The 24,319-nt window shown below is 37.2% G+C and carries 23 protein-coding genes and 1 pseudogene; 5 read left to right on the top strand and 19 right to left on the bottom strand.

Going from position 1 to position 24,319, the window contains the following annotated elements; genetic code table 11:
- Positions 1-250 precede the first annotated feature (250 nt).
- Together Q3C15_RS00535 and Q3C15_RS00530 are read right to left on the bottom strand one after the other, a co-directional pair.
- Entirely contained in the window at positions 251-814 is a 564-nt protein-coding gene (locus Q3C15_RS00535; RefSeq protein ID WP_064213088.1) for a peroxiredoxin, read from the bottom strand.
- A 90-nt stretch (positions 815-904) separates the two neighbouring features.
- Positions 905-2,080: pseudogene (locus Q3C15_RS00530) on the bottom strand (ammonium transporter).
- A 312-nt stretch (positions 2,081-2,392) separates the two neighbouring features.
- On the opposite strand from Q3C15_RS00530, the gene Q3C15_RS00525 reads away from it, so the two are divergent.
- A complete protein-coding gene (locus Q3C15_RS00525; RefSeq protein WP_283601779.1) occupies positions 2,393-3,067 on the top strand; it encodes a type 1 glutamine amidotransferase in 675 nt (224 codons plus the stop codon).
- Positions 3,068-3,121: 54 nt separating this feature from the next.
- On the opposite strand, the gene Q3C15_RS00520 is transcribed toward Q3C15_RS00525, so the two are convergent.
- Complete coding sequence (locus tag Q3C15_RS00520) at positions 3,122-3,415, bottom strand: GNAT family N-acetyltransferase (RefSeq protein WP_368045386.1); 294 nt, start codon at positions 3,413-3,415, stop codon at positions 3,122-3,124.
- Between the two features lie 145 nt (positions 3,416-3,560).
- Here Q3C15_RS00520 and Q3C15_RS00515 point away from each other — a divergent pair, with 145 nt between their 5' ends.
- Entirely contained in the window at positions 3,561-3,992 is a 432-nt protein-coding gene (locus Q3C15_RS00515; protein ID WP_302703455.1) for a hypothetical protein, read from the top strand.
- A 57-nt stretch (positions 3,993-4,049) separates the two neighbouring features.
- Here the strand turns inward: Q3C15_RS00515 and Q3C15_RS00510 are convergent, their stop codons facing one another.
- The 3 genes from Q3C15_RS00510 to Q3C15_RS00500 form a co-directional block, all read right to left on the bottom strand.
- The gene (locus Q3C15_RS00510) at positions 4,050-5,288 is read right to left on the bottom strand and encodes an OFA family MFS transporter (protein ID WP_282458206.1); all 1,239 of its coding nucleotides are present in this window, start codon (positions 5,286-5,288) and stop codon (positions 4,050-4,052) included.
- 458 nt (positions 5,289-5,746) lie between these two features.
- Complete coding sequence (locus tag Q3C15_RS00505; RefSeq protein ID WP_283601776.1) at positions 5,747-6,433, bottom strand: PepSY domain-containing protein; 687 nt, start codon at positions 6,431-6,433, stop codon at positions 5,747-5,749.
- A gap of 125 nt (positions 6,434-6,558) precedes the next feature.
- Positions 6,559-7,242, bottom strand: a complete 684-nt coding sequence (locus Q3C15_RS00500; protein WP_057827470.1) for a winged helix-turn-helix domain-containing protein — start codon at positions 7,240-7,242, stop codon at positions 6,559-6,561.
- 234 nt (positions 7,243-7,476) lie between these two features.
- Between Q3C15_RS00500 and Q3C15_RS00495 the strand changes: the two genes are divergently transcribed.
- The 3 genes from Q3C15_RS00495 (at position 7,477) to Q3C15_RS00485 (ending at position 10,364) form a co-directional block, all read left to right on the top strand.
- Positions 7,477-9,099, top strand: a complete 1,623-nt coding sequence (locus Q3C15_RS00495) for an APC family permease (RefSeq protein WP_283577669.1) — start codon at positions 7,477-7,479, stop codon at positions 9,097-9,099.
- Positions 9,100-9,166: 67 nt separating this feature from the next.
- Complete coding sequence (locus tag Q3C15_RS00490) at positions 9,167-9,397, top strand: hypothetical protein (protein ID WP_064213094.1); 231 nt, start codon at positions 9,167-9,169, stop codon at positions 9,395-9,397.
- Between the two features lie 76 nt (positions 9,398-9,473).
- Positions 9,474-10,364 carry a DMT family transporter gene (locus Q3C15_RS00485; protein WP_302703454.1) on the top strand — a complete coding sequence of 297 codons (891 nt, stop codon included), beginning with the start codon at positions 9,474-9,476 and terminating at the stop codon, positions 10,362-10,364.
- A gap of 84 nt (positions 10,365-10,448) precedes the next feature.
- Here the strand turns inward: Q3C15_RS00485 and Q3C15_RS00480 are convergent, their stop codons facing one another.
- The 13 genes from Q3C15_RS00480 to Q3C15_RS00420 all read right to left on the bottom strand — a co-directional run bounded on the left by Q3C15_RS00480 (position 10,449) and on the right by Q3C15_RS00420 (position 24,224).
- Positions 10,449-11,204, bottom strand: a complete 756-nt coding sequence (locus Q3C15_RS00480) for a LytTR family DNA-binding domain-containing protein (RefSeq protein WP_283601773.1) — start codon at positions 11,202-11,204, stop codon at positions 10,449-10,451.
- A 24-nt stretch (positions 11,205-11,228) separates the two neighbouring features.
- Positions 11,229-12,122, bottom strand: a complete 894-nt coding sequence (locus tag Q3C15_RS00475; RefSeq protein WP_302703453.1) for an ABC transporter ATP-binding protein — start codon at positions 12,120-12,122, stop codon at positions 11,229-11,231.
- Between the two features lie 26 nt (positions 12,123-12,148).
- Positions 12,149-12,988 carry a hypothetical protein gene (locus Q3C15_RS00470; protein WP_283601772.1) on the bottom strand — a complete coding sequence of 280 codons (840 nt, stop codon included), beginning with the start codon at positions 12,986-12,988 and terminating at the stop codon, positions 12,149-12,151.
- Positions 12,985-13,755, bottom strand: a complete 771-nt coding sequence (locus Q3C15_RS00465) for a hypothetical protein (RefSeq protein WP_283601771.1) — start codon at positions 13,753-13,755, stop codon at positions 12,985-12,987. The genes Q3C15_RS00470 and Q3C15_RS00465 overlap by 4 nt, the downstream gene beginning before the upstream one ends.
- A gap of 160 nt (positions 13,756-13,915) precedes the next feature.
- Positions 13,916-15,028 (bottom strand): ATP-binding protein, encoded by a 1,113-nt coding sequence (locus tag Q3C15_RS00460; RefSeq protein ID WP_302703452.1) that lies wholly within the window; start codon positions 15,026-15,028, stop codon positions 13,916-13,918.
- A 154-nt stretch (positions 15,029-15,182) separates the two neighbouring features.
- The gene (locus Q3C15_RS00455) at positions 15,183-15,686 is read right to left on the bottom strand and encodes a YbhB/YbcL family Raf kinase inhibitor-like protein (protein WP_302703451.1); all 504 of its coding nucleotides are present in this window, start codon (positions 15,684-15,686) and stop codon (positions 15,183-15,185) included.
- 87 nt (positions 15,687-15,773) lie between these two features.
- Positions 15,774-15,941 carry a hypothetical protein gene (locus Q3C15_RS00450; protein ID WP_155519394.1) on the bottom strand — a complete coding sequence of 56 codons (168 nt, stop codon included), beginning with the start codon at positions 15,939-15,941 and terminating at the stop codon, positions 15,774-15,776.
- 134 nt (positions 15,942-16,075) lie between these two features.
- Positions 16,076-16,276, bottom strand: coding sequence for a helix-turn-helix domain-containing protein (locus Q3C15_RS00445; RefSeq protein ID WP_057827462.1), 201 nt, complete (start codon positions 16,274-16,276; stop codon positions 16,076-16,078).
- 167 nt (positions 16,277-16,443) lie between these two features.
- Positions 16,444-19,320 (bottom strand): DUF3427 domain-containing protein, encoded by a 2,877-nt coding sequence (locus tag Q3C15_RS00440; protein ID WP_302703450.1) that lies wholly within the window; start codon positions 19,318-19,320, stop codon positions 16,444-16,446.
- Between the two features lie 61 nt (positions 19,321-19,381).
- Complete coding sequence (locus tag Q3C15_RS00435) at positions 19,382-19,993, bottom strand: NADPH-dependent FMN reductase (RefSeq protein ID WP_204779626.1); 612 nt, start codon at positions 19,991-19,993, stop codon at positions 19,382-19,384.
- A gap of 14 nt (positions 19,994-20,007) precedes the next feature.
- The gene (locus Q3C15_RS00430; RefSeq protein WP_302703449.1) at positions 20,008-21,390 is read right to left on the bottom strand and encodes a DHA2 family efflux MFS transporter permease subunit; all 1,383 of its coding nucleotides are present in this window, start codon (positions 21,388-21,390) and stop codon (positions 20,008-20,010) included.
- Positions 21,391-21,503: 113 nt separating this feature from the next.
- A complete protein-coding gene (locus Q3C15_RS00425) occupies positions 21,504-22,736 on the bottom strand; it encodes a NupC/NupG family nucleoside CNT transporter (RefSeq protein ID WP_057827458.1) in 1,233 nt (410 codons plus the stop codon).
- Between the two features lie 183 nt (positions 22,737-22,919).
- Positions 22,920-24,224: a uracil-xanthine permease family protein gene (locus tag Q3C15_RS00420; RefSeq protein ID WP_057827457.1), complete on the bottom strand. Its 1,305-nt coding sequence runs from the start codon at positions 24,222-24,224 to the stop codon at positions 22,920-22,922.
- Positions 24,225-24,319: the final 95 nt, after the last annotated feature.

Genomic DNA, 24,319 nt, shown 5'->3' with positions numbered 1-24,319 from the left:
TTTATTCTCATTATACATTAATAAATCTATTTGTAAACAAATTTCGTGAATTTATTTCATTTTATTGATAAAAATGTACTGGTTAATGATTAGTAATCTTTTTATTAATTTTAATGTTAGTTATATAGTGAACTTTTTAATAAACGCGAGTTGAAGTGATATGAATATAAAATTAGAATATTATAATAAAAGACGACAGACTATTAAAATCTGTCGCCTTTACTTTACGTATTAAAATTGAATTTACTTTTTAAAGTTTACCAACAAGATCCATTCCCGGTTTTAATGTCTTGTCGCCTGGTTTCCAATTGACCGGGCAAACCTGGTCGCCGTGTTCGCGAACGAATTGAGCGGCTTCAAGAGTCCGCAACATTTCATCTGCGCTCCGGCCGATTGACATATTATTGATCGTGTATGATTGAATTACGCCATCTGGATCAATGATGAAGACTCCACGGTATGCTTGACCTGATTCTTCATCAAGGACATCAAACGCGCGAGCCAATTTGCCAGCTGGATCAGCTAACATTGGATATTGGATCTTCGCAATTTCAGGAGATGCGTCTGTCCATGCTTTATGAACAAATTCAGTATCTTCTGAACATGAATAAATTTCAGCACCGGCATTCTTGAATTGGTCATACAACCCTTGAAGAGCTTCCAATTCAGTTGGGCAGATAAATGAAAAATCTGCTGGGTAGAATAAAAGAATGCTCCAGTGACCTAACATATCTTCTTTGGTGACGTCGATGGTTTCGCCATTTTGAAAGGCTTTAACTTTAAAGTCATCAATTTCTTTACCAATATAATTCATAAATCTCACCTCATACTTATTATATCTAGATGTTAATTTGAAAACAAATATTTTGTACAACATAATTTAATTTATTTATCATTAATTTTCTTATTTTCGGTTCCGGTACAAATGACTTAATTGTCCTTTAAATTCATTCCGGTATAGTTCAAGGTCGCGAATGTTCCGGACCGTGTAGTCAACACTTTCGCCGTGTTCGCTTTGATCGAGGCCCACGTCTTCGGCTTGTTTGCTAACCCGCATTGGAATGATTAAGGTAATCAATTTCGCACACCCCCCAAGTCATGATTGCGACAAAAACAATTGTAAATAAGGTTCCCCCAAGTTGGATTCCCAATAAGTGCCATCCACCGCCATAAAATAGTCCATTTTCATGAATATTAGAATTCACCTTCGCGGTTGCAAAAAATCCAACTAAAATTGAGCCGATGATTCCAGATACACCGTGGCAACCAAACGCATCAAGCGGATCATCATATTTTAAATGCGGTTTAATGAACGTAATGTAAATAAAGCTGACAAGTGAACATAAAATTCCAATCATGAATGCTTCAACATGGGTAACATACCTCGCTGCTGGAGTGATCCCAACAAGCCCGCATAAAGCACTGGTACAGATTCCAACCATATCAGGGTGATTGCCGTGAATGGTTTCCAAAACCATCCAGCTGACCATTGCGGATGCAGTCGCAATCGTGGTTGTCATGAATGCTTGAAGTGCGACGTGATTAATTTCCAGAGCTGAACCAGCATTAAAGCCGTACCAACCGATCCATAAGAAAGTCGTTCCAAGCAAAATCCAGTAAACCATGTTGAGCTAATAATCCAGCTGGCGACCATATGATATGAACCAGCGGATAGTAAACAACGAGGGTCCAGACGCATACGAGGGTGATCAAATAATTAAATTTCATTCGACCAACTGTTGCCCCAACAAACAGCGCTGGTGTTACTAAAGCAAACATCAACTGAAAAATAATATCGACGCCTAACGGAATATGGGTCGTTCCAAATGGTTTCATTAAATTAACGCCTGATAAAAAGAGATGATGGAAATTTCCGATAATTCCAAAATGACTCCTGCTGAAGCACAGCCCATATCCGCAGCTGATAAACAGTAAAATTCCAATTCCGCAAATCGAAAAAATTGAAATCATCGTATTGACGACGTTTTTGGCCGCCATAAAAGAATGCTAATCCCGGGGTCATTGAAAATACGAGAATGCTTGCGAATAAAACAAAGATGGCATTTGACATACTAATCATAAAATTACTCCTTCTTGATCTTGTAACATTAAAATTAACGGATATTCTTTTTTTGGCTAAAAATTAACAAAATAATTGATTAATATCCATATAATAAAATCTAATATTGATTTTTTGTATGGTTTTAGTTACGATATAGCTAATATATAAGGAGTATATTACGATGAATGAGATTGAATTTAGGAACTTTTATTTGAGACGTTGATTCAAGAATAAGCAATACTATCTTTAAATTTATCTTTTATAATATAATGACCTTGTTGAAAGTAATTTTGAGAATCATTTCACTTTTTTAGTGTAGAAAGGAATTTCATGAGAATTAATATTTTACAGCATACTCCCAATGAAAAGGCCGGTTCCATTTTAGAATGGGCTAAGTTGCACCATCATGATGTATATACCTATCATCCATATCAGTTCGGTAAATTGCCCACGGACAATGATACTGATATGTTAGTCATTTTAGGCGGCCCGATGAGTCCCAACGATGATTTACCATGGATTCGTCAGGAGTATAAGTTAGTATCATCATTATTAAGCAAAAACATCCCGATCTTAGGAGTTTGCTTTGGCGCCCAATTAATCGCTAAAATTTTAGGCGGTAAAATTGTAAAGGCACCGTTTAAGGAAGTTGGATGGGCTCCGGTATATTTGCAAAGCCACCTGATTCCTAACATTCCTGAAAAAGCAACCGTTTTACATTGGCATGAAGATATGTTTGAAATTCCTCCGAAAGCTCAATTGTTGTTTTCAAGTGATCACGTTAAAAATCAAGGATATATTTATCAAAATAATGTAATTGGATTACAATTTCACTTTGAGCCTTTAGATAATAATGTCAAAGAAATTGTTGTAAATGATTATCCGTACATTAGTGGTTCAGTGTTGAATCAAAGCAAAGAACAAATTATTAATAAAGCGGTTCCCAAAGAGAATAAGCAAATTATGTTTCAGTTATTAGACTATATTACAGCTCACTCGAATTAAATCTTGATAAAAAAGAGCCAATTGGCTCTTTTTTTATTATTCTGTTTAGCGTTTCTATTTAAAGTAATAACAATTAAGATTTAAATAATCAGCCTTTATGAAACCATTCTTCTCATAAAAAGAATTAGTTTTATCAGTGTTATCCGTTATTAACACTTTTTGGCGAACGCTTTGATAACGATCACACATCTTCCGCAGTAAGATAGATCCTAATCCTTGGTTTTGATAGTCAGGTCTTATCAGCAAATCTTGAATATAAAGAATTGTTTCCCCATCTCCAATCACACGGATTAAGCCAATCAATTCATTATTATTCCATATGGTTAATATTTCTAATGAATTTTCCAAATTTAAAATCCATAAAACTCTCCTAATTTTGTTGAAAATCTTTTTGTTCTTCTAGTGTTAAATACAGCATGAAACCATATTGATTATCCTTGGAGTGTATAATAACTATAAAGTATGTAAACATGCAAGACTGGGTGTGATTTTTTTGAAGAAATTCTTCATTTGTTTACCTTTAATAATATTATTAACTGCGTGTTCTCAAAATAAACAAGTAGTTACGCATCGACATTCAACATCGTCATCTGTTGAACATCGATTTACAATAAAACAGGATTCTCCGCAACAAAAAATGACAATGAATGAAATCGTAAATGATTATCAGAACCATAATTTGTCTATTGATATTCATTCTTTTAATGATGGATATTCTGTTCATTTAAAAAATCAATCTTTACTTCAAGATATTCGAGATAATGATAAGAATGGATTTTTAAAAAGTGTGATTATCCCTGTAACTCAAGAAATAAGCATGCAAACTCATTCAAAGATATATTTTAATGCCGACGATCCGAATATGGAATTAATTGTTACGGCAAACAACGGAAAATTGGAATATACTATCAATCTTTCTAATTAATAAAAAAACCTGCATCTTTCCAGACACAGGCTCCTTATTATTTAACCTTTAAAAGGTTTATGCTTCTTGCTTTAAATTCCGAATCTCGCGAACAAAGTCTTTCCGAATATGATATGAGAAGAACAAAGCAATTACATCAATGATAATAAACGCAATGATCGTAACGGTATATGTATGTAATAGTTCATGCGTTACGGATAATAACACTGGTCCAACCATTCCGGCAACGGCCCAGGCAGTCAACACGTAACCGTGGATTGCCCCGAGTTCCTTGGTTCCAAAGACGTCGCCGAGATATGCTGGAATAACGGAGAATCCTGCACCATAGCATGAAAGTAACAGGCAAAGAGCAATTGTAAAGATAAATGGTAATTTGAAAATCAGCATTAGAACTAACATTAAAATATCGACGATGAAAATCAGCGAGAATGTGTTTGGTCGACCGATGTAATCCGACAATGTTGCCCAGACAAGACGGCCGAAACCATTAAATAATCCGATAATTCCAACCATGACAGCGGCCTTCGCAACTGACATTCCGGTCATTGATTGTGCCATTGGCGAGGCAGCTGAAACAAGGCCGATTCCGCATGTAATGTTGATAAAGAACATTAACCATAATAGCCGGAATGAACGGGTTTTAACGGCTTCGTTAGCTGTAAATTGCTTACCATCAAGGAACGTTGATTTGATCGTTGTCTTGGCATTTTCAACCTTGGGAATTTCATCTTCATTTGGCCGTTTGATGAATTGAGCCGAAATGATCATTACAACGAAATATACTAATCCTAAAATGTAGAAGGTCTTAACGATGCCAACGGCTTTAATCAAAGCTTGGGCAATTGGACTGGTCAACAATGCGGCAAAGCCAAATCCCATGATTGCAAGTCCAGTTGCTAATCCGCGCCGATCAGGGAACCATTTGATAATCGTTGATACAGGTGTAACGTAACCAGCACCTAAACCAATTCCGCCGATCACTCCGTAACCTAAATAAAGTAAAATGAGTGAATGTAAATGAATTGCTAATCCGGTCAAGGCAATTCCTGAACCGAACAAAATACTAGAAACCGTTCCGGTAACGGTTGGTCCAAACTTTTCAACGGCCTTTCCCATAAAGGCAGCTGACATCCCTAGACAAAAGATTGCTAAACTAAATGCGAATGATACGGATGCTTCACTCCAATGGGTTTGCGCAATGATTGGTTTTGAGAAAACACTCCATGCATAAACTGATCCGATCATTAAATGAAACATAACTCCTGCAAATGCAACAACATTTCGATTCTTTTTCAATTTCTTCCCTCCAAAATTCGCGATGGACGTTAATTGTCTCTGATTTACCCTATTTCGTCAATTAAAAAGTTAAATGGCATTTCTTTGGTTACAACAACTCCTTCCTGTATGTTCAAAATAATAACATACTATATTTCTATATCCAATATAAATATACGTATTTTATCATAAAAACAAATCATAAAATAAATTATTACATCTATTATTTGATTATAAACGAACAATATTTGAAATAGGATGGTGTTCAGTGACGGGCCTGATATAAGAATTAACGTTTGGAATTTTGCATCAAAACGAGGGGTTAAAATTTAACATTTAGCAATTTTGCTGATTTACTTCAAAGTTATTAAAAACGTTTGATTAAATTACTAACAATTTAATTTTTGAGCAAAAAAGAAGACTGTGAACTCAATCACAGTCTCCTTAAATCGTATAAATTTAACCTTTAGTAATGACAATTAGTCATCGTTTTCAACGGCAATCTTGTTACCGTTTGTTGCGTTTAACTTAACGGTAACTTTCTTGGCGCTCTTGGTTGCCTTCTTTGATGAAGCCTTTGAGCTCTTCTTAGCCTTGGCATTCTTAACGCTTGAGCTCTTAGCTGATGAAGCTGATGACGAACTTGCAGCAGTTGCTGTGCCGTCAAATTCAACTTCATAAACTGGAGTTTCATTACCGTTAACCTTTGTCATTTCAAGTTTCCATGATGTTGGGTTGCCGGTTACGTTAGCGTACTTCTTAGCCAAGTTGATTGCGTCAACTGGGCTCTTCTTTACATCATTAACGTTCAATGCATTTGCATCTTTCTTATCGCTTGAAGACATCTTCTTTGTCTTGTTCTTGATGACTTCGTTTGTCTTTTCAGCGTTAACGACCATCTTTGCACTTTGAGTCTTCTTAGCGTTGAAACCTTCTAATTCATATACTGGTTCTTGCTTGTTATCGTTATGATTTTCAACAGAAACTTCCTTTAATGAAAAGTTCTTGTTCTTGTTTGTAAAGATTTGTTGTAATTGTTGTGCACTTTCAGTATATTGACCTGCATTAATTACTTGATCAGCATTAACACTTGCACCTACCATACTTAAGCCTGCAGTCATTGTTAATGCAGCGCCTAAAAGAACTAACTTATTATTTTTCTTCATTCGAATTACCTCCCATAACTTAACGAATAAAATTATAGAAGGATAATTAGGTTAATCAGTTACTAAGTCTTAGTTTTTTTATGAAAGATTTTTGATATTTAAGAAAAATATGTGAAAGTACCAAATTACTTGGTAGCTAGTCCATATCCCACACCGCGAATTGTTCGAATAAGCCGATTTGACCTGTCATCGTCATGAATCTTTTGCCGCAGTAGCCGGACATATACGTCAACGATATTTTGTTGTCCCTTAAAATCTTTACCCCAAATCTGATCTAAAAGCATTTCCCGTGAAAGAACATCACCTTGGTGTTCAAACAAAAGCAGTAACATTTGAAATTCGCGGTGAGTTAACCGAATACTTTCACCATTCCGATATACTTGACTAGTTTTTAAATTCAAAGTTAAATCCTGAATTCGATAAATACTGTCATTAACCGTTGTCTTAGTCTTATTCCGTCGAATCACAACTTGCGTCCGTGCTAATAGCTCTTCTGTTCCAAATGGTTTCGTTACGTAGTCATTAACGGCCGGATTGCCAACTACGGCGTCAACGTTCTCCTTGCTGACCATTGCAATTACCGGAACATTACTTTCATGTTGAATTTGTTCAATTACATCGGCAGCGTTAATTGCCGGATCATCCCAGTCAATGATCACTGCTTGAATGGTATTACGTTCACGTTGATAAATTGCAATTGCTTGTTCATGATCCCCAGTCCATAAAACCTCTAAATCAGTTGATACTGAAACTAATGAGTCGCTTAATCCTTTTTTGTTGGTGACAAGTAAAATTTCTTTCTTTGTCATTCAGCAACACCCTTTATTATATATTTTCACTTTATAACTAATGATACCAAAAGATATCAATGAAAAAAAAGACTAAAATAAGAATTATTTTTAAAATATTCTGAAGTTTATATTCGATTTTGATAAAGAAAACTTTTCAAAATCGCCGGTGAAATCAACTTTTTATTCTCTTTGTTTCAAATTTAAGGTAGAATTAACTTGATACTTTAAATTAAAGGAGCGAATTCAAATATGATGGAGGATGTTAATCAATCGAAGAAATCATATATTACCTGGCCAGTGTTGGCGTTAATGGATTTTGTAACCGTCATTGGTTTTGATGACTTGATTTATAACTTTCAAAATCAAGGATTAAGTGTAATTTCGAGTTGGGTAATTATGTTATTTGTTTATGTAATTCCCTACTCATTAATGGTCGGTCAGTTAGGATCGGCATTCAGTAAAGAAGGTGGCGGTTTAAGTTCATGGGTCCGCGGAACAAGTGGTGAATTCCTCGGTTACTTTACCGCGTGGACTTACTGGGCTGCGTCGATTCCATACGTTGTTGATACGGCAAATTCAGTTGTTGTTGGGCTTGGATGGTGTTTTAATGGCAATGATTCCCTTGAAAGTCATCTTTCAAACGCCAAATTTGCATTATTAAGTTTATTAGTCTTTGTAATTTTCATTTTTATTCAATCCCGTTTCAAAAATTCACTTGAAGTCTTAAGTACCATTGGTGGGGTTGCCATGTTTGGAATGACGGTTCTTTTTGTAATCATGACATTTGGGGCTTTGGCTGAAGGCCGTCACATTGCGACCCAACCGTTTAATCTGCATGCAATTCTTCCAACCTTTAACTTTAAATACTTCGCAACGATTGGAATGTTGATCTATGCAATGAACGGTGCGGAATTAGTTGCCCCGTTCGTCACCCGGATGAAGAAACCGAAATCAGATTTCCCGAAAGCCATGATCATGTTAGCGGTCATGACAGCCTTCTTAACGATTTTCGGTTCATTCTCACTGGGAGTTTTCTTCAATGCCCACCACTTGCCAAATGACCTTAAGATGAACGGTTCATACTATGCCTTCCAAGCCCTTGGACGGCAATTCCATGTTGGGAACTTCTTCATGTATTGCTTTGCATGGACGGAAGTCTTCTACATGTGTGCTTTATTAGCCGTTTTATTGGATGCGATGACGCGGATTTTGATTTCCGATACGGGTTCAAAATACATGCCGAAGTTTTTACGGAAAACAAATGCCAATGGTTTACCTGTTAACGGCTACATCTTAACCTGCGTTTTAAGTGCCTTCATTATCGGACTTGGAATCTTCCTTCCGGATATGAACGACATTTTCAACTGGTTACTGAACCTTAACGGGATTGTTTCCCCTGGGGTTACCTGCTGGATTTTCTTCGCATTTATTAAGATTCGTGAAAAGGAAGACCAATTCCCATCAGAATACGTCTTTATTAAAAATCGGAAATTTGCGTTAGCAGTCGGCTGGTGGATGCTGATCGTTACTGCGGTTGCGACGATCTTAGGAATTGCTCCGCAAGATGTCAGTCAATTCTCAGGAACATGGTGGTATGAATTAGCAATCAATATCATCGCAATCATTGTTTTGATTGGCTTAGGTGCGATCATGCCATACGTAACGCGGCGGGAACAACGCAGTTCGATTGGCGAAGCCTTTACGAAGCCGCAATGGATCGGAATGGTCAGTGTTCTGTTAATCGCGATGATCGGCAGCTTCTACCTTGGCGGCACCCACCTTGCAATGCGTTGGTGGTATATTGGCGGCCTGACCCTTGTTGGAATTATCCTGATTATTTTGATTGGGAAAAAGGAATACACTGCTGAAAAATAGTGCATGAAAATTCTTGGATATTAATAAATTATCTTTTACAATAAAGGTAGTAAAGGAGATTTTAACCATGAATTTAGATAGTGTATTCGTACTTAAAAGTGAAGAAAAAGGTTATGTTAGTTCAGTAAGTGGCGAAGAAGGCCACGAAAAAGTAACTTTCAGTGATTTTTGGATGGATGCAAAACCGTTTATGGATTTTGACGGTGATAAAGATGATAGTTGGTATCCAGTTCAATTAGCTAACCGCTTAGGATTGAAAATCGTTAAAATCACTGCGACTGAAGATGACTTTGAATAAAATTTCGTAAGTAGAAAGAGAATGAAAGCTGTGGCTGAACGTCACGGCTTTCTTTATGGAAAGAAGGAGAATTGGATTGCAAGTTAATAATCAGCGCCGATGGATCGTTTTTGGCGCGGTCGCTTCGATCTTTTGGGGATTGTCAGGAATTATTGCTAAGTTTTTGTTTGAAGTTCCGCAAATGACTCCGGTGTTCCTTACTCAGATTCGAATGATTTGTGCTGGAGGAATTATGGTATTGTTGGCTGCGCTTTGCGGTTGTCACCCTTTTGCCGTTTTTCACGATTGGCATGCGGTCCTGCAGCTTTTGATTTACGGCGTGATTGGAATGATTCCTGATCAATTGTTTTATTTTATTACGGTGAATTACGGCAACGCGTCGATTGCGACGATTCTTCAATTTATCGGACCGTTTTTTGTAATGCTTTACATGGCGTTGGTTCATCATCAACTTCCCCGCCGAATCGAAATCATCAGCGCGGTCGTTGCTTTTATTGGAGTTGCCACGGTTGCGACAAACGGGAAATTTACCCACCTTGCAATTACACCAGCAGTTTTGCTTTTTGGAATCTTATCTGCAGTTGGGGTAATGACAACGACGGTTAGCCCGCGGCAATTACTTCAAAAATATGACGCCCTCACGGTTACGGGTTGGGGAATCTTAATTGCGGGAATTGCGTTATCGATTATTCATCCAGTAGTTCCCAAAGTAAATTTAGCGCCAGTAAACTTTACTGAGATCATCGGCGTAATTTTAATCGGCACGATCATTCCGTTCTTGTTATTCTCGGTGGCGCTTAAACACGTCAACCCAACGATTATGAGTTTACTGGATGCCTTTGAACCAATTACGGCGACCTTTGGCTCAGTCATTTTAATGGGGTTAACGCTAAGCATTGCTGAAATCATTGGCTCGGTTTTGATTATTATTGCGGTGATTGGGTTAAATTATCAGCCGAAGAAATAAAATTTAAAGGCTATTGCCTAATGAATTAAGGACTAAGCTCTATTTTAAGAAAACTTAGTCCTTTTTTGTTATATTTTGCTTTGGTCATGGAGCTTTAATTGCCTTTTTAACATCTTTTATATGGCGAAATGAAACTTCGTATCTGCATGAATTAGTTAATGTAACCAATCTTTTACTTACATCAAAATGAATAATGTTTTCGGGATTAACTAAGATTCCGCGGTTAATTCTTAATAATTTTGTGTGTTGTCGATGAATATCTTTGATGCTGCTTGAAAATTTTATTTTTTCGCTTAAAGTAGATAAAATTACTTTATGAGGATTAGAAGCTTCGATTGCAAGAATATCATTTAATGGCAAAATTTTGATTTCATGCCCTAGTTTAAATTTGAATAATTCTTTTTTTAAATTTAAACATTGTAAATAGTAGTAGTCATATGCATATCGGAGATCTTCTTCAATTCGGCCTTTTATATTGTAATTCGAATGATTCTTGATAATATAATCAAGCGGAGAAATTCGCGCTTCAATTGCTAGGAGTAAATATTTTATATCAGTTGTAATAAACACAATTTGAGCAAGTGGAAAAGAAGTTCGAACCCATTTTCCAAGTTCAAGGCCTGTAATTTCATTTTTTAAATCGATATCAATAAATACTAAAATATTTTTATCAAAGATTTCAATAGCTTCTCTTGTCAAGAAATCAATAATATCGATTGGATTAGATGTTGCTATTTGTAACTTACTATTGAATTCATTTATCATGATATGATTCTGAATAATTGTACAATATTCTTTTAGTTGAACCGGTTTATCTTCACAAAGTAAAATAAGTAACATAGCAATTCCCCTTAATGTATTTAATTAATCAACGGCTTTGCGTTTAAATATCTCCTCTAACGAAGGATATGATTGATTGAATAATGGAATATATCCATATTCTTTAACGATATCTCTAAAAATTACTCTCCCCATTTGTTCGTTGACTAATTTCATTTTTATATTTCCATTTTTCATTTGTTGAATGTCTGAAACACCATTATATTTTTTGAAAAAGTCTATGTTTTCAATTCCGTTAATCGTAAGATACTCTCTAATAAAGTCTTTGTAAATATCTTTTATCTCACCGTTTAAAACTGTTTTCCCATGTTTTAACATTAGTATTTTATCAGAAACCTTTTCTACATTATTCATACTATGACTTGAAAATACAATCATTGAACCTTTTCTTTTTAATTCTAAAATCGCATTGTTTAATAACTCAGCATTTACTGGATCAAGGCCTGAAAAAGGTTCATCTAAAATAATTAATTTGGGCTCAAACATAAGAACAGCTATTAATTGAACTTTTTGGGCATTTCCCTTTGATAAATCTTTTATTTTATCATTAAAATCGCTGACTACGTCTAATTTTTTCATCCATTTTCTCAAATTCATTCTTAAATCTAAATGGTTCATTCCATGTAGTTCCCCGAAATAAGTCATTTGATTAATTATTGTTTCATTTTGATACAGGCCTCGTTCCTCCGGCATAAATCCAAAAGAATTCCTTATTTTTTCATTGACTAACTTACCGTCTACTAATATTTGTCCTTTTGATGGCTCAATAAATCCCATGATCATTCTAAAAGTTGTTGATTTGCCGGCGCCATTTTGACCAATAATCCCTAATGTTTCTCCTGAAGATAATTTGAAATTTAAATCGTCTACTGCAACAGTATTATTAAAATTACGACTTACATGTTTAAGTTCGATCATAAAATATATCTCCATTCTTTTTTTATTTAAATCCATTTATTTGTCTTTTTATTACTATGAGCCAACGCTTTTACAGAATATTTTTTAATTGCTCTTTTATATAAAAATTTACCAATTAAAATTTCACCAATTACTGAAACAATAACTTCAATTAGGGAAAAATTTTGAGCATAATATAAAACAGGCATTAAAATTGAACCGATCCCTGGAATGATTCCAACGCAATCCAGAACTATTCTTGCAATTCCAAAGCTCATTTTCCCAGGAGTAAGTGCAAACGAAATTGCTAAACCTGCCGCCTGAAGATATATTAAGGTAACCGGAATAACTGCAAGAGCAGTTTGAGTATTGTCATCGATACACACAGCAATTTGAACTGTCCATATTAACCCAAAGAAAGTTGCAAATAAAATATTAAAAATAAAGTATATTGCATTGAATATTGACGGGATATATAGGGAAAAATGTCTTTGCCATTCCGCCAAAAAAATGGTTGCAACTGTTAGCATTGCTAATTGAATAATCAGCAATACGTATAAACCAACAATCTTTCCAATCAATTGAATTCGCGCACTCGACATCGCGAATAATAGCTCGTTTATGCGCGTTGTTCGATCATTCACAACTTCATTTGCAATAATTGATGAGTATAAAATGCAAAAATATACGGCGATAACTGGAACAACTAAAGCAATTACATTTTTAGGATTTAAATGATTCGTAAATAAAAGAAAAAAATTAAACATTTTATTCGAATGTAATATAAAAAACTCAGTAAATATCGGAATCAATGTTGTCACTAAAAACCATTTAGTCGTAAAATTAGTCATAAAAGTATATTTAGCTACAATTAATATTTTATTCATTGAACTTCAACTCTCTTTTTAAATAACTTTTGCAATCCAATTACAAAAACTATAAGTGTAAAAATATTTGTTCCAAATATGATTAGAATATCTGTTAAACTAGTTTGTAAATCAATACCTGGAATGTTAAAAAAAGGAACATATAACAACACTTTCCTTTGAATAAAATCACTCGAAATTAAATTGATAATTGATGCGGAAATAATCAATAAATATATAATTCCTAAATGTTGACTAATTTTCGAAACGTCGCGGGTTTCAATTCCGACCAAAACAGAAAATAAAATTACAAACATACTAAACAAAAATAATGCTATTAAAAACTCAAAAAGCTGCTTAGTATCTAGAAAATTAAATTGATGTAGTAATTTACCTATCTGGGATGATTTTCCTTTAAAGATTACTAGTATGGCAGCGTAAAATAAATTTGATATTAATACAATCATACTTACACCTAATAAACGACCGTAAAATTGGGCTTTATAGTTACTCATTGCTATCAAAAATTCCAATATTCTTTCCGATTTTCCGATATAAAATTCTCTTGCGATCATTTGTGAAAAGAACACAACTGCAATCAATGCATATAATGGAATTCCAATACTAAATAATCCCTCTTTCATAATTAAAAATGTTTTGATATCCTTTTCCGTTATAATCACTTCTAATCCCATCAATAAAGTAATTGGCCAAATAAACACTGTCCAAAACAATGGCTTGGATGTGTTCTTTTTAACAATGTAAGAAGAAGTATAAAATATTTTCATATAGACGCCCTGCTACTTTTCCTTTAGTTAAATGATTGTTTAATATTCGTATTCTATCCTAATCATTCTTGTTATAACCAAAATCCGCATAAACGTTAAAAAATAAATCATTTCCGTAGATAAACAAAAAGAAGCCGAAACATTAGTCTCAGCTTCCTTTTTAAAAATCATATTTTTCAAAATTTTCTTCTTCAAGCAGAAATTCCTTAAAGAACGGTAACTTAAACGAAACAAATCCGTATGAACTATTCTTGATAATTTGGCTACGAACAAGTCGTTTCCGATATGTCGACCAATAATTCGACGGTTTACCTGTTTGGTCAGCAATAAAGGCCAATTTAATTTCATCAGCATTATCTTGCGCCATTGCTTTCAAAAACTGTTTATCAACTGCTGTCAGTTTCTGATAAATCAACGCGTAGGAATTATCAAAAAGCTTTTGTTGGTAATCATCGATCACCTGATCAATTACTTTTTCATCAATCAAATCGCCAGGCTTTGTCTTTTTCCAAATCAAATATCCTAGCAACTGAAATGCATAGGCATAACCCTTTGTCATTTGGGTTAGTTTAACAGCCGTTGAATCTGAAATTTGGCGATTGCCCTTTTCAAAATTCGTTCGAAATGCGTCTTCAATTGATCGGCCTTGCAGAAAAGATAATTCAAGTTGATTACTTCGAAGTAAAAACGTTAATACCTTATTATGTTTTAATTCCGAAACATTTTCAGGCAAACCGGTCATGATCATCGCAATTCCGAAGTTTTGCCGAATTAATAGTTGATACATCATTGCTAAATCACGCATTTCAGGAGTCGATGAAACTTCATCAATTGTAATCAAAACTTTCTTTCCTTGCTGACTAAGTTTTTCAAAAATTCCAAGCAACAATTGCATCTGATGCGTATTTTGACTATTCAATTTGATTTCAAAGTTTTTGATTTTAATATCATTAATCTTTTGAATCAGTTTTGACAAATTAAGTTTTGATTGCATTTGGAGGCTTTCAATTAAATTATCAATGATCGCCCGGTTATTTAATAAATCAACTACGATCCAATCATCTAGTTGTTTCACGCGATTGATGATATCCGTTAACATTGATGTCTTCCCAGAACCCCGGACGCCGTAGATCATTGTTGTCTGGTATGGGGTGTCAATATGTTTACCAGAGTTTGTTAATTCATCAATATAATCGTCAATGATGTTTTCTCGATCAAGAAATAAACGCGGGACTTTTCCAAAGTTAGGGTTAAATGGTGATTGATCTGCCAATTTTCTCATCCTTTCTATTATTTATTTTATTTACTTTTTGCATTTTTTGCAAATTTTGCATTTTTTGCATAAAATTTTAATTTTGCATTTTTTGCAAATTTTGCATTTTTTGCAAAAAAATAAACCGAGGCATTTGCCTCAGTTTACAGTCATTTTATCCTTCGTAAGGTAATTCAACCTTTACCTTTTCCAAAACATGCCCCTTCATGGCATCTAACAGTTCGTTCATCCAGTAGCCGTTTTCCAATGGAAGTTCGGTATCAAGGGCGTAAACAGTCAATGTATAGTTGTGAACGCCTTCTGGTGGCCGCGGTCCAAGATAGTTGCGACTGATTGTTTGGCCGCCCCCAACAAGGTAACCAGCAGCACTGTTATTTCCTTGAATAAAGTCATGTAATTCACGGCTAGCGTTTTCTGGTAAATGATTCAATTCAACCGGAATGTTAGCTGCAGTCCAGTGAATCCATGCAAATCCGCAAACTGGAATCGCATCAAAGTCAACTAACGTTAACGCAAAGGTCTGGGTGCCAGCAGGTGCATCCTGAATATCAATTGGGAAAGAAACAATTGGATGATCTTTCAATTGGAATTCGGGCGCTGCTTTCTTTGCATATTTGTCAGGCAAAAAGCCGTGATCTAATGGAACATTAACTTTCATTTTTTCACCCTATTTCTTTTAAACTCTGTCATTATTATAACATCACGGACAAAAAAGAACCGTGCATGCTGCACGATTCTTCCATCATTATGCTTTCTTCATATAACGCATCGGTTCCGGATATAATTCTTGACGGAAACGGGTCGTTGCGTTGTCTGTCCGTTTGTACTTAGTAATCGCAAGCTGATTAAGTTCAGCTTTTGTTGACGCTTTTAAATATACTTTTCCTGATTGACATCCGACCATTAACCACATTTCAATCACTCTTTCTAATTAAAATTCCCCATATCTCCCTGATTCATTCTCCAATTCGCTTAACCTTTTTCTTTATTTTGCCATAAAAAGTCGTTAATTAATAGAAAATATTTTGGATACAATTTTGATGTACACTACAATTGATCCTTCAAAAGCGTGTCGACTGAAACTTGATACAAATTACTGATCTTGACCAAGTCACTTACACTCGGAGTGCTGATTTCCTTTTCCCAATTTGAAATTGTTTGTTGGGAAACAAATAAGATGTTTGACACTTCTTCTTGGGTGTATCCCGAATTTTGACGAGCAATTTTCAGGTTTTTACCTAACTGCATCCTCCTACATCGCCTTTCTTTTTGAGATTGCTTTGTAGTTCTTTGCTATCATCACCGATCTCCTATCAACACCTTCATTGTATCGATTTTTTTAAATTGCGTCAAAAGTTATTGTTATAATTTCTATATGAATTTTATTATGAATAGTCATTCATAAATAATATGAACTAATCGGTTATTTTCAGCGCTGCGGCCAATGTTAACGGCGTTTTTAACCGAATTTCCATTGCAACAACCGCCTTTTCACGCCCCCGATTTGAAGCGATTTTTTCTTCATGCGCAGAGCCTGGAATGATTTCCCCTTCACCAACATAGCTGAACTCTTTTCCCGCTGCGTCATTGCGTTTGATAAAGATTTCGATGCGGGTTTGCTGATTTCCTTGATCGACTCCCCGAAGAAGTTTCTGAACTTCATCCGAAGTTAAGTGTCGCGGACTGCGCGTGTACCATTTAATTACGGAGTTCGCCGTAAAATCGTTTTGATAACGGGCACTGCGTTGATGCTCATCATCACTTTTATGGTACGTAATAAAGATTGGACATACTTCATCCGTTACCCGGTAACCATAAAGCGGTGCGCTGACATCCTTTTCCCAGTTCAAAAGCCGGCAAACATCCTTCCGCGAGTATGACTGGTACATTGTAAATTGCGCCTGATTGTCATAATGTTGATTGAAATCTAATCCAACCCTGATCGCATCATTTACGAGCCGTTTAAAATCGGTTCCATTTTGAGTTAATGCCTGTTTGAATGCCGGGCTTAAGCTGATTTCCAACAAATCAGTTTGAATCAATGAATGACCGCCGTATTGGGCCTTGCGGGTCGTCTTCCCCGCCTTGACATCGAAGAATGCCATTGAAATGACTTGGATGACCGATTGAATGACCGCATCGTTAACATAAATATGCTGCGAATTAAAGATTCGCTTCAACTGGTCAAATGCAATATGTCCGTGTTCGATCAGCTCCCGCAACACGATCAGTTCATGCGGCCGCTTACCATTGGCCAGTTCCTTCGTAATAAACGTCAAAACTTGATTCTGATATTCCGAAAGTTGAACTTTCGCTCCCATTTTCCCTAAAAATTCTGCATAGTTATTCAGCCGGGGATTTTCAATAAACGGCCGGGCAGAAATCGTTCCAAACTTTTGATAATCCATCAATAGCGGTACCCGCCCAAGTTGCTGTTTTAAGTTCAGATACTCGGTTTTCAATGCTTGAAGCGAATTGAGTTTGACCTTGGCCAATGAATTTAAAATAACCTGTTTTGAAATGGACGTAAAATTGATCGTTGAAACGTCGACAAGATCCTCAGTCAGTAATTCAGCCTTCAAGCGATCCGGATCGCCATCGTTGTCGCCATAAAGAGCAATTGGAATTAAATAGTTATTCCGGTAATTTCCGATGAAATCAATGACCGTTACGAAGTCCTTTCCCGGATACTTCCGCAAACCACGGCCGAGTTGCTGGGTAAAGACAATGCTGGACTGTGTGCTGCGCAGCATTACGATTTGATTCAAACACGGGATATCGACCCCTTCATTGAACAGGTCGACCGTAATGATATATTCAATTTGATGCTTTTCAAGAAGCGCAATTACCTTTGACCGCTCCGTTGCACTTGACTGGTTGGTCAATGCTTTTGCCGAATGCCCTTTTTGCGTAAAAATTTCAGCAAGCTGGGTTGCTTCGGCTGTCCGACTGCAAAAAACTAATCCAGCAATTGGTTGCCTGTTATCGCCGTAGTAGTCTAACTGGTCTAAAACATAATTAACCCGTTCAGTTGCCGTTAGATGCTTTAATGATGCCGTATCATCGATCAACTGCCCATTGATCTCATAGTCTGCGACCCCGACATAGTGAAACGGGCATAGCATGTTGTTTTCCAAAGCATCTTGCAGCCGAATTTCATACGCCAAATTATAATCAAAAAGTTGAAAAACATCTTGGTTATCCATTCGCTCAGGCGTGGCCGTCATGCCCAACCAAAATTGCGGTTTGAAGTAATTCAGTAATGATTGATAATTCTTGGCAGCGGCATGGTGCGCTTCATCAATAATGATCAGGTCAAATTCATCAGGAGCAAACTGCTTCATCTTTTCCATTTGCGAGATGGTTTGGATTGTTGCAAAAACGTACTTAGCTTCCGCATGGTGCTGATTACCGCTTAAGATTCCGAAATCATCTTTGGCACCGCCAATCACCTTATAAAAACTTTCTTTCGCCTTTAACAAAATCTGTTCGCGGTGAACGACAAATAAAAAGCGGTGCGGCCTAAACTTTTTCGTCCATAAAGCCGCTAAGTAAGTTTTCCCCGTTCCCGTCGCTGAAACGATCAGTCCCCGGGAAGCATGTTGCTGATAGTACAAATCGTCTAATTCATTAAGGGCAGCTGCCTGCATTTTATTAGGAGTGATCGACGTTGACTGACCGGTTCGTGATGATGAACCCGGCCGCTGCGGTTTAACGTAATTTTCTTGATATTCATCGATCCAATCATGGGTTAACGGGACACTTTGCTGCTGCAACCGCTCAAATTCTGTATTGAGTTGTTTGATAAACTGTCCCTGATGCATTGATGTCAGCCGTAAATTCCACTCCTGATTTTGAATCAACGCACTGCGCGTAAAATTCGCACTTCCAATATATGCCGTTTGATATTCATCATAATCAAAGAAATACCCCTTTGCATGAAATCCGGGAGCGGTTACGATGCGAACATCAAGGTTTGAAATTTTCATTAATTCCCGAAAAACGGCGGGTTCATTAAACCCCAAATATGTTCCGGTGATCAAAGCCCCGTGTACGCCCTTGGTTACCAATTCTTTTAAAACAACTTTCAATGGTGTCAGCATATCACGGGTAATAAAGGCGACCGCCCATTTAAATTCTTTACAGTGCAGCAGTTCGTATTTAAGGTGCTGCCACAAACAATCATGCGGCTGATTAGTAATAATTTGCGGCGCAAGGTACTGGTTAGAATGATTTGAATTTTCTTGAATCAAACTGTTAGTCAAAATTTGGTTAAAAAATTGTTTTTCCAACTCAATCACTCCCTTTGATAGTAAGAAAGAGATTACGACTGATATCACAACCTCCTTTCCATTAATCATTAAATTCTTGATATGGATGATCCTTTAAAACACGGCTGTAAAAGCCAATTTCATGCAAAGTTTCAAGTAACTTCTTCTGGTAATATGCCCCTGATGGCGCGTCTTCAAGCAAAAAGCCATCTGCTGAAAAGTTTGCTGTAACCTTACCGACCGTGGTAACCATTGGCAAAGTGATAAAGCCTAACCGATTGATCACTTCACGCAAAGCTTCGCCACCAAACTGACCAGCGCGCATACTATCGGCGTAGCTAATGATTTTGGCTGGTTTCCGATTCCCTTCAAATGCAAGGTAATCGATCGCGTTTTTCAAAACGGCCGGAATTGAATGGTTGTATTCCGGCGTAATGAAGATGTATCCGTCAGCAGCTTGCATGTCGTCGATCCATTGCTGTTCATTCGGTGCAAGTTTCCGTTCCGGATTATTGATCGGTGGTAAATCTTCATGGAAGAAGTCCAAGTGATATTGATCTAACGTGATGAACTTGAAGGTGATTTCATCGCGTTCACTGACGAACGGTGCAATTTGATTTTCAAGGTATTTAAACAGTCGTTTGCCAATCGCCACTTGCCGGTTACTTCCTAAAATAACATTGACTGTAACCATTTTATCGCCTCATTTCATCTTTTATTTTTCTTTGCTGCTTTTTGCGTAACTAAAAATGTAAATAACAATGCAACTAACTGTAAGATGAACAACAAACAAAATGCCGTTCGAACGCCGGTCATGGTTCCAAAAGCAATGTGATGGGCTGCACGCTGGTGTTCCGCAACAATTGTCGCAACAATTGAGGTCCCTAAAGCTCCGGCCAACTGTTGCACGGTATTCAAAACTGCATTTGCATCGGTACTGAATTGATCTTCAACTTGATGAAGCCCGCTTGTCATCGTGTTTCCGGAACTAAATGCCTGTCCCATAATTGCAATCGCAAAGAAGATAATGATCATCCAAATTGTCATTTTTGGCATAAAGATGCTGAAAAGCAAGGTAGCGACAGCATACAAACTAAATCCGAGCATGATTGGCTTCCGCGCTCCCAAAACATCGTACATCTTTCCACCAAGCAATGACAGGGAGATTCCCAGCGTTGTTCCTGGCAGAAGCAGTAAACCAGCAACGAATGCATTTTGGTGAAGTGATAATTGCGCAAAATTAGGCAATAAGAAGCTTGTTCCTAAAATACTGAACTGTGAAATCATCAGCGCAAGCGTATTTAAATCAAACCGCCAATTCAACAATACATTGGTCCGAATCAACGGATGGTGTGGCTTCTTTGAATACTTGTAGAATCCAATGACGGCAATTACGCTCACTAACAGTAAAACAATAACCCGTAAGTCAAGCCACCCAGAAATTGAGGCCTGGTTCGTTGCGAATACTAAGCTGCTGAACGCAATTGCTAAAATGATCCAACTAATGAAATCAAATTTCAAATGTTCAATTGCTGATTTCTGAGTAATGGACGTCATTCCAAGAATCAACGAGATTACTAGCAATGGCAATAACACCAGAAAAATAACCCGCCAACCAAACATTTTAACAATGAAACCGCCCATTGTCGGACCAACTGCCGGCGCGATTGCAATAATTAAGTTCGCAAAGCCCATTACCGTTCCAGTCTTGGAAATCGGTACCTGTTCAACGATGATGTTAAACATCAATGGCAATGCAATTCCGGTTCCGATTCCTTGAATTAACCGTCCGAGTAAAATAATTGCAAAGAACGGCGCAAACATGGCCGCCACCGTTCCTAAAATAAAGAATAAGTTTGAAATTACAAATAAACTTTTCGTCTTAAAGCTGCGTTTTAAAAATGATGACGTTGGAATTACGAGTGCAAGAACCAGTAAGTATCCAGTCGTCAACCATTGCACCGCAGACGTTGAAACGTGAAAATCCCGCATGAGCGTTGGAAAGGCAACGTTCATTGCGGTTTCAACGACAATCCCAGCAAACGATAAAATTCCCGTCGCGGTAACCGCCCGTAAAGTTTTTGAATTCATTTAATAATCCTCCGTAAAAAATATCACAGTTGATTATTATAGCAAACAAAGCGGTTAAAACAAAAGAAGGCCACAATCAATGCGACCTTCTTCAACAAGTTTTGCTTTAAAAATTACCAAACGTATAATCCAACCATTGCAGCTGAAAGAAGTGATACAAGAATTCCTGAAAGAAGCATGTATCCAACGTTCTTTGAAATCAAGTCGTTTTTTTCACGATTTACGATTCCCTTGAAGCAACCGATGATCATTCCGATTGTTGAAAGGTTAGCAAATGATGTTAAGAAGACTGTCAAGACAGCTCTAAAGTGTGGTGCAAAGGTATGGATGATTGGTGAAACTTTACCCATGACAACGAATTCGTTGGTGATCAACTTTGTTCCCATGTACTGACTTAATTGTAAGACAGTGTGCGGATCGCCGCCGACCCCTAAGAGCCATGCAAATGGATAAAGGATGTAGCCAAGGATCTTTTCCATTGACCAGATATGTACTAATGAAAGAATCTTATCGATCAAGGCAGCTAAAGCAACGAATGTGATAACGTTCGCAGCGATGATCAATACCAAACGGCCGGCACCCAAAATTGAGTCGCCTAAGAATGAGAAGAATGGTTCTTTCTTACCGTCAGCTTCAACATCGCCTGATTCTTTGGCTGCTGAGCCCTTCATCGTGGCAATTGTATCTTCAGCTTCTGAAACTTCAACCGGGTTAAGCATTGCAGTTACGACCAAGGCATTGATCACGTTGATCGGGACAGCGGTTAAAATGAATTGCGCCGGCATCATTTGCATGTATGAACCTAAAATTGAAGCTGTAACACAACTCATTGACATCATCGCAAGCGTCAAGTTCCGGGATGCCTTCATTTGTTTTAATTGAAGGGATGAAACGGCTAAGGCTTCAGTGTTTCCTAAGAACATCATTTCAACAGCGAAGAATGATTCGAACTTCGGTTGCCGCGTGATGAATGCTAAAATCTTTCCGATCCACTTGATAACCCATGGTAAGAAACCAATATAAGTTAAGATATCAAATAACGGAACGATCAAAAGAATTGGTAACAAGACACTAACAAAGAAGTCCATGTTCTTCACGTGAACCATACTTGGGATACAGAATGCGATTCCTTTGTATGCGACTTGAATCAAGGTGTCAAATCCGGCAGCCAAGCCCTTAACGATGTCACGTCCCCACGGAACCTTAACCAAGAAGAACGCCATCAAAAGGTTGAAGACTACCATAATACCGATACCCTTCCAATCGATCTTCTTGCGGTCCTTTGAAAAGAGCCAGCCGATCAGAAGGAAGATAAGTAAACCAATAATATTAACTGCGAGATACAATTGTTCTCCTCCTCAATATAATTGCTAGTAAATTTATAACAGTCTAATTGTACCCAATTAAATTCGATAATTCAATTAAATTATTAACATTAATCAAAAATAATACCTTATTGTTTGTAAATCGGTTCTAATATCTAAAATCATTCGTTTAATTTTATTAATTGGTAAGCTCCAATTTAATTTTTAGTCATTGCGTTTGGCCGCTTTGGCTTCAACTTCTTTTTCGCTATTGGCTTTATCTGGCAAAATCAAGTTCAAAATAACCCCGATGACTGATGCAACAGCTAAGCCAGAGAATTGATATTGCCCAAGTTGAAGGTAAGCATTTCCGATCCCAATAACTAAAATCGTTGAGGCAACCATTAAGTTGCGCTTCTTTCCTAAATCAACTTTGTTATCGATCAAAACCTTTAATCCGTTTGAGGCAATTACCCCGAAAAGCAAGAATGAGATTCCGCCGATTACCGGACTTGGAATTGATTGGATCAACGCACTTAACTTTCCGATAAAACTAAATAGGATTGCAAATAACGCTGCGCCGCCAAGAACGTAAACACTGTGAACTTTGGTAATCGCAAGGACCCCGATGTTTTCACCGTAACTTGTAACGGGCGGACCACCGACAAGACCGGCAATAATTGATGCTGTCCCATCACCTGCAAGCGTATGGTTCAAGCCGGGATCCTTGAAGAAATCCCGATCAGTTAACTCATTCAAGACCATAATGTGGCCCATGTGTTCGGTCATTGTGACGAACGCGATGGGTGCCATACTCAAAATCGCACCCCAGAAAATGTGCGGGTGATACGTCACAAATGGAATTTGGAATGCTGGCAAACTGATCCAGTGCGCTTTAGCAATTGGTGCAAAGTTGACCAGGCCGAATAAGCATGCAATTCCGTAACCAAAGACAATTCCTAAAAGAATCGGAATCAATCCCATGAATCCTTTAAGATACATGTTAAAGAAGATCGTGATCATCAAGGTCAACAATGCAACCAAGAAGTACCGCAAGTCATAGTGACCAGCAGCGTTAATCGTTGCATCCTTTGCAGCTGTTCCCGCAAGTGATAACCCAATTACCATGATGATCGGGCCAACGACGATTGGCGGTAAAATCTTATCGATCCAATCCGAACCGATCTTGCTGACGATCAGCGATACGATTAGGTAAACACACCCAACGGCAATTGTCCCTTGGGCAATTCCAGGATAGCCGACTGTCTTCATTAAAGCGACCATCGGCACGATGAATGAAAAGCTTGATCCCATGTATGCGGGAATCTTACCCTTCGTAATCAGGATATACATCAACGTTCCGACTCCGGAACTGAATAAGGCGATTCCTGGATTTAGTCCAACCAGAATTGGAACCAAAACGGTTGAGCCAAACATTGAAAACATATGTTGAATTGAAAGTCCGACCCATTGCCCGGGTTTCGGCCGTTCATTGACATCTAAGACAACATCGTGTTTCTTTTCAGCCATCAAAAACTTCCTCCTAACAAAAAATAGCCTTTGCATATCCTGTGATACACAAAAGCTATTTCTAAATTTGATTTTCTCAAATAAACCGAACTGTC

Source organism: Ligilactobacillus sp. 110_WCHN (assembly GCF_030518115.1).
Classification (GTDB): domain Bacteria; phylum Bacillota; class Bacilli; order Lactobacillales; family Lactobacillaceae; genus Ligilactobacillus; species Ligilactobacillus aviarius_C.
This window is presented reverse-complemented; position numbering and strand designations above follow the sequence as displayed.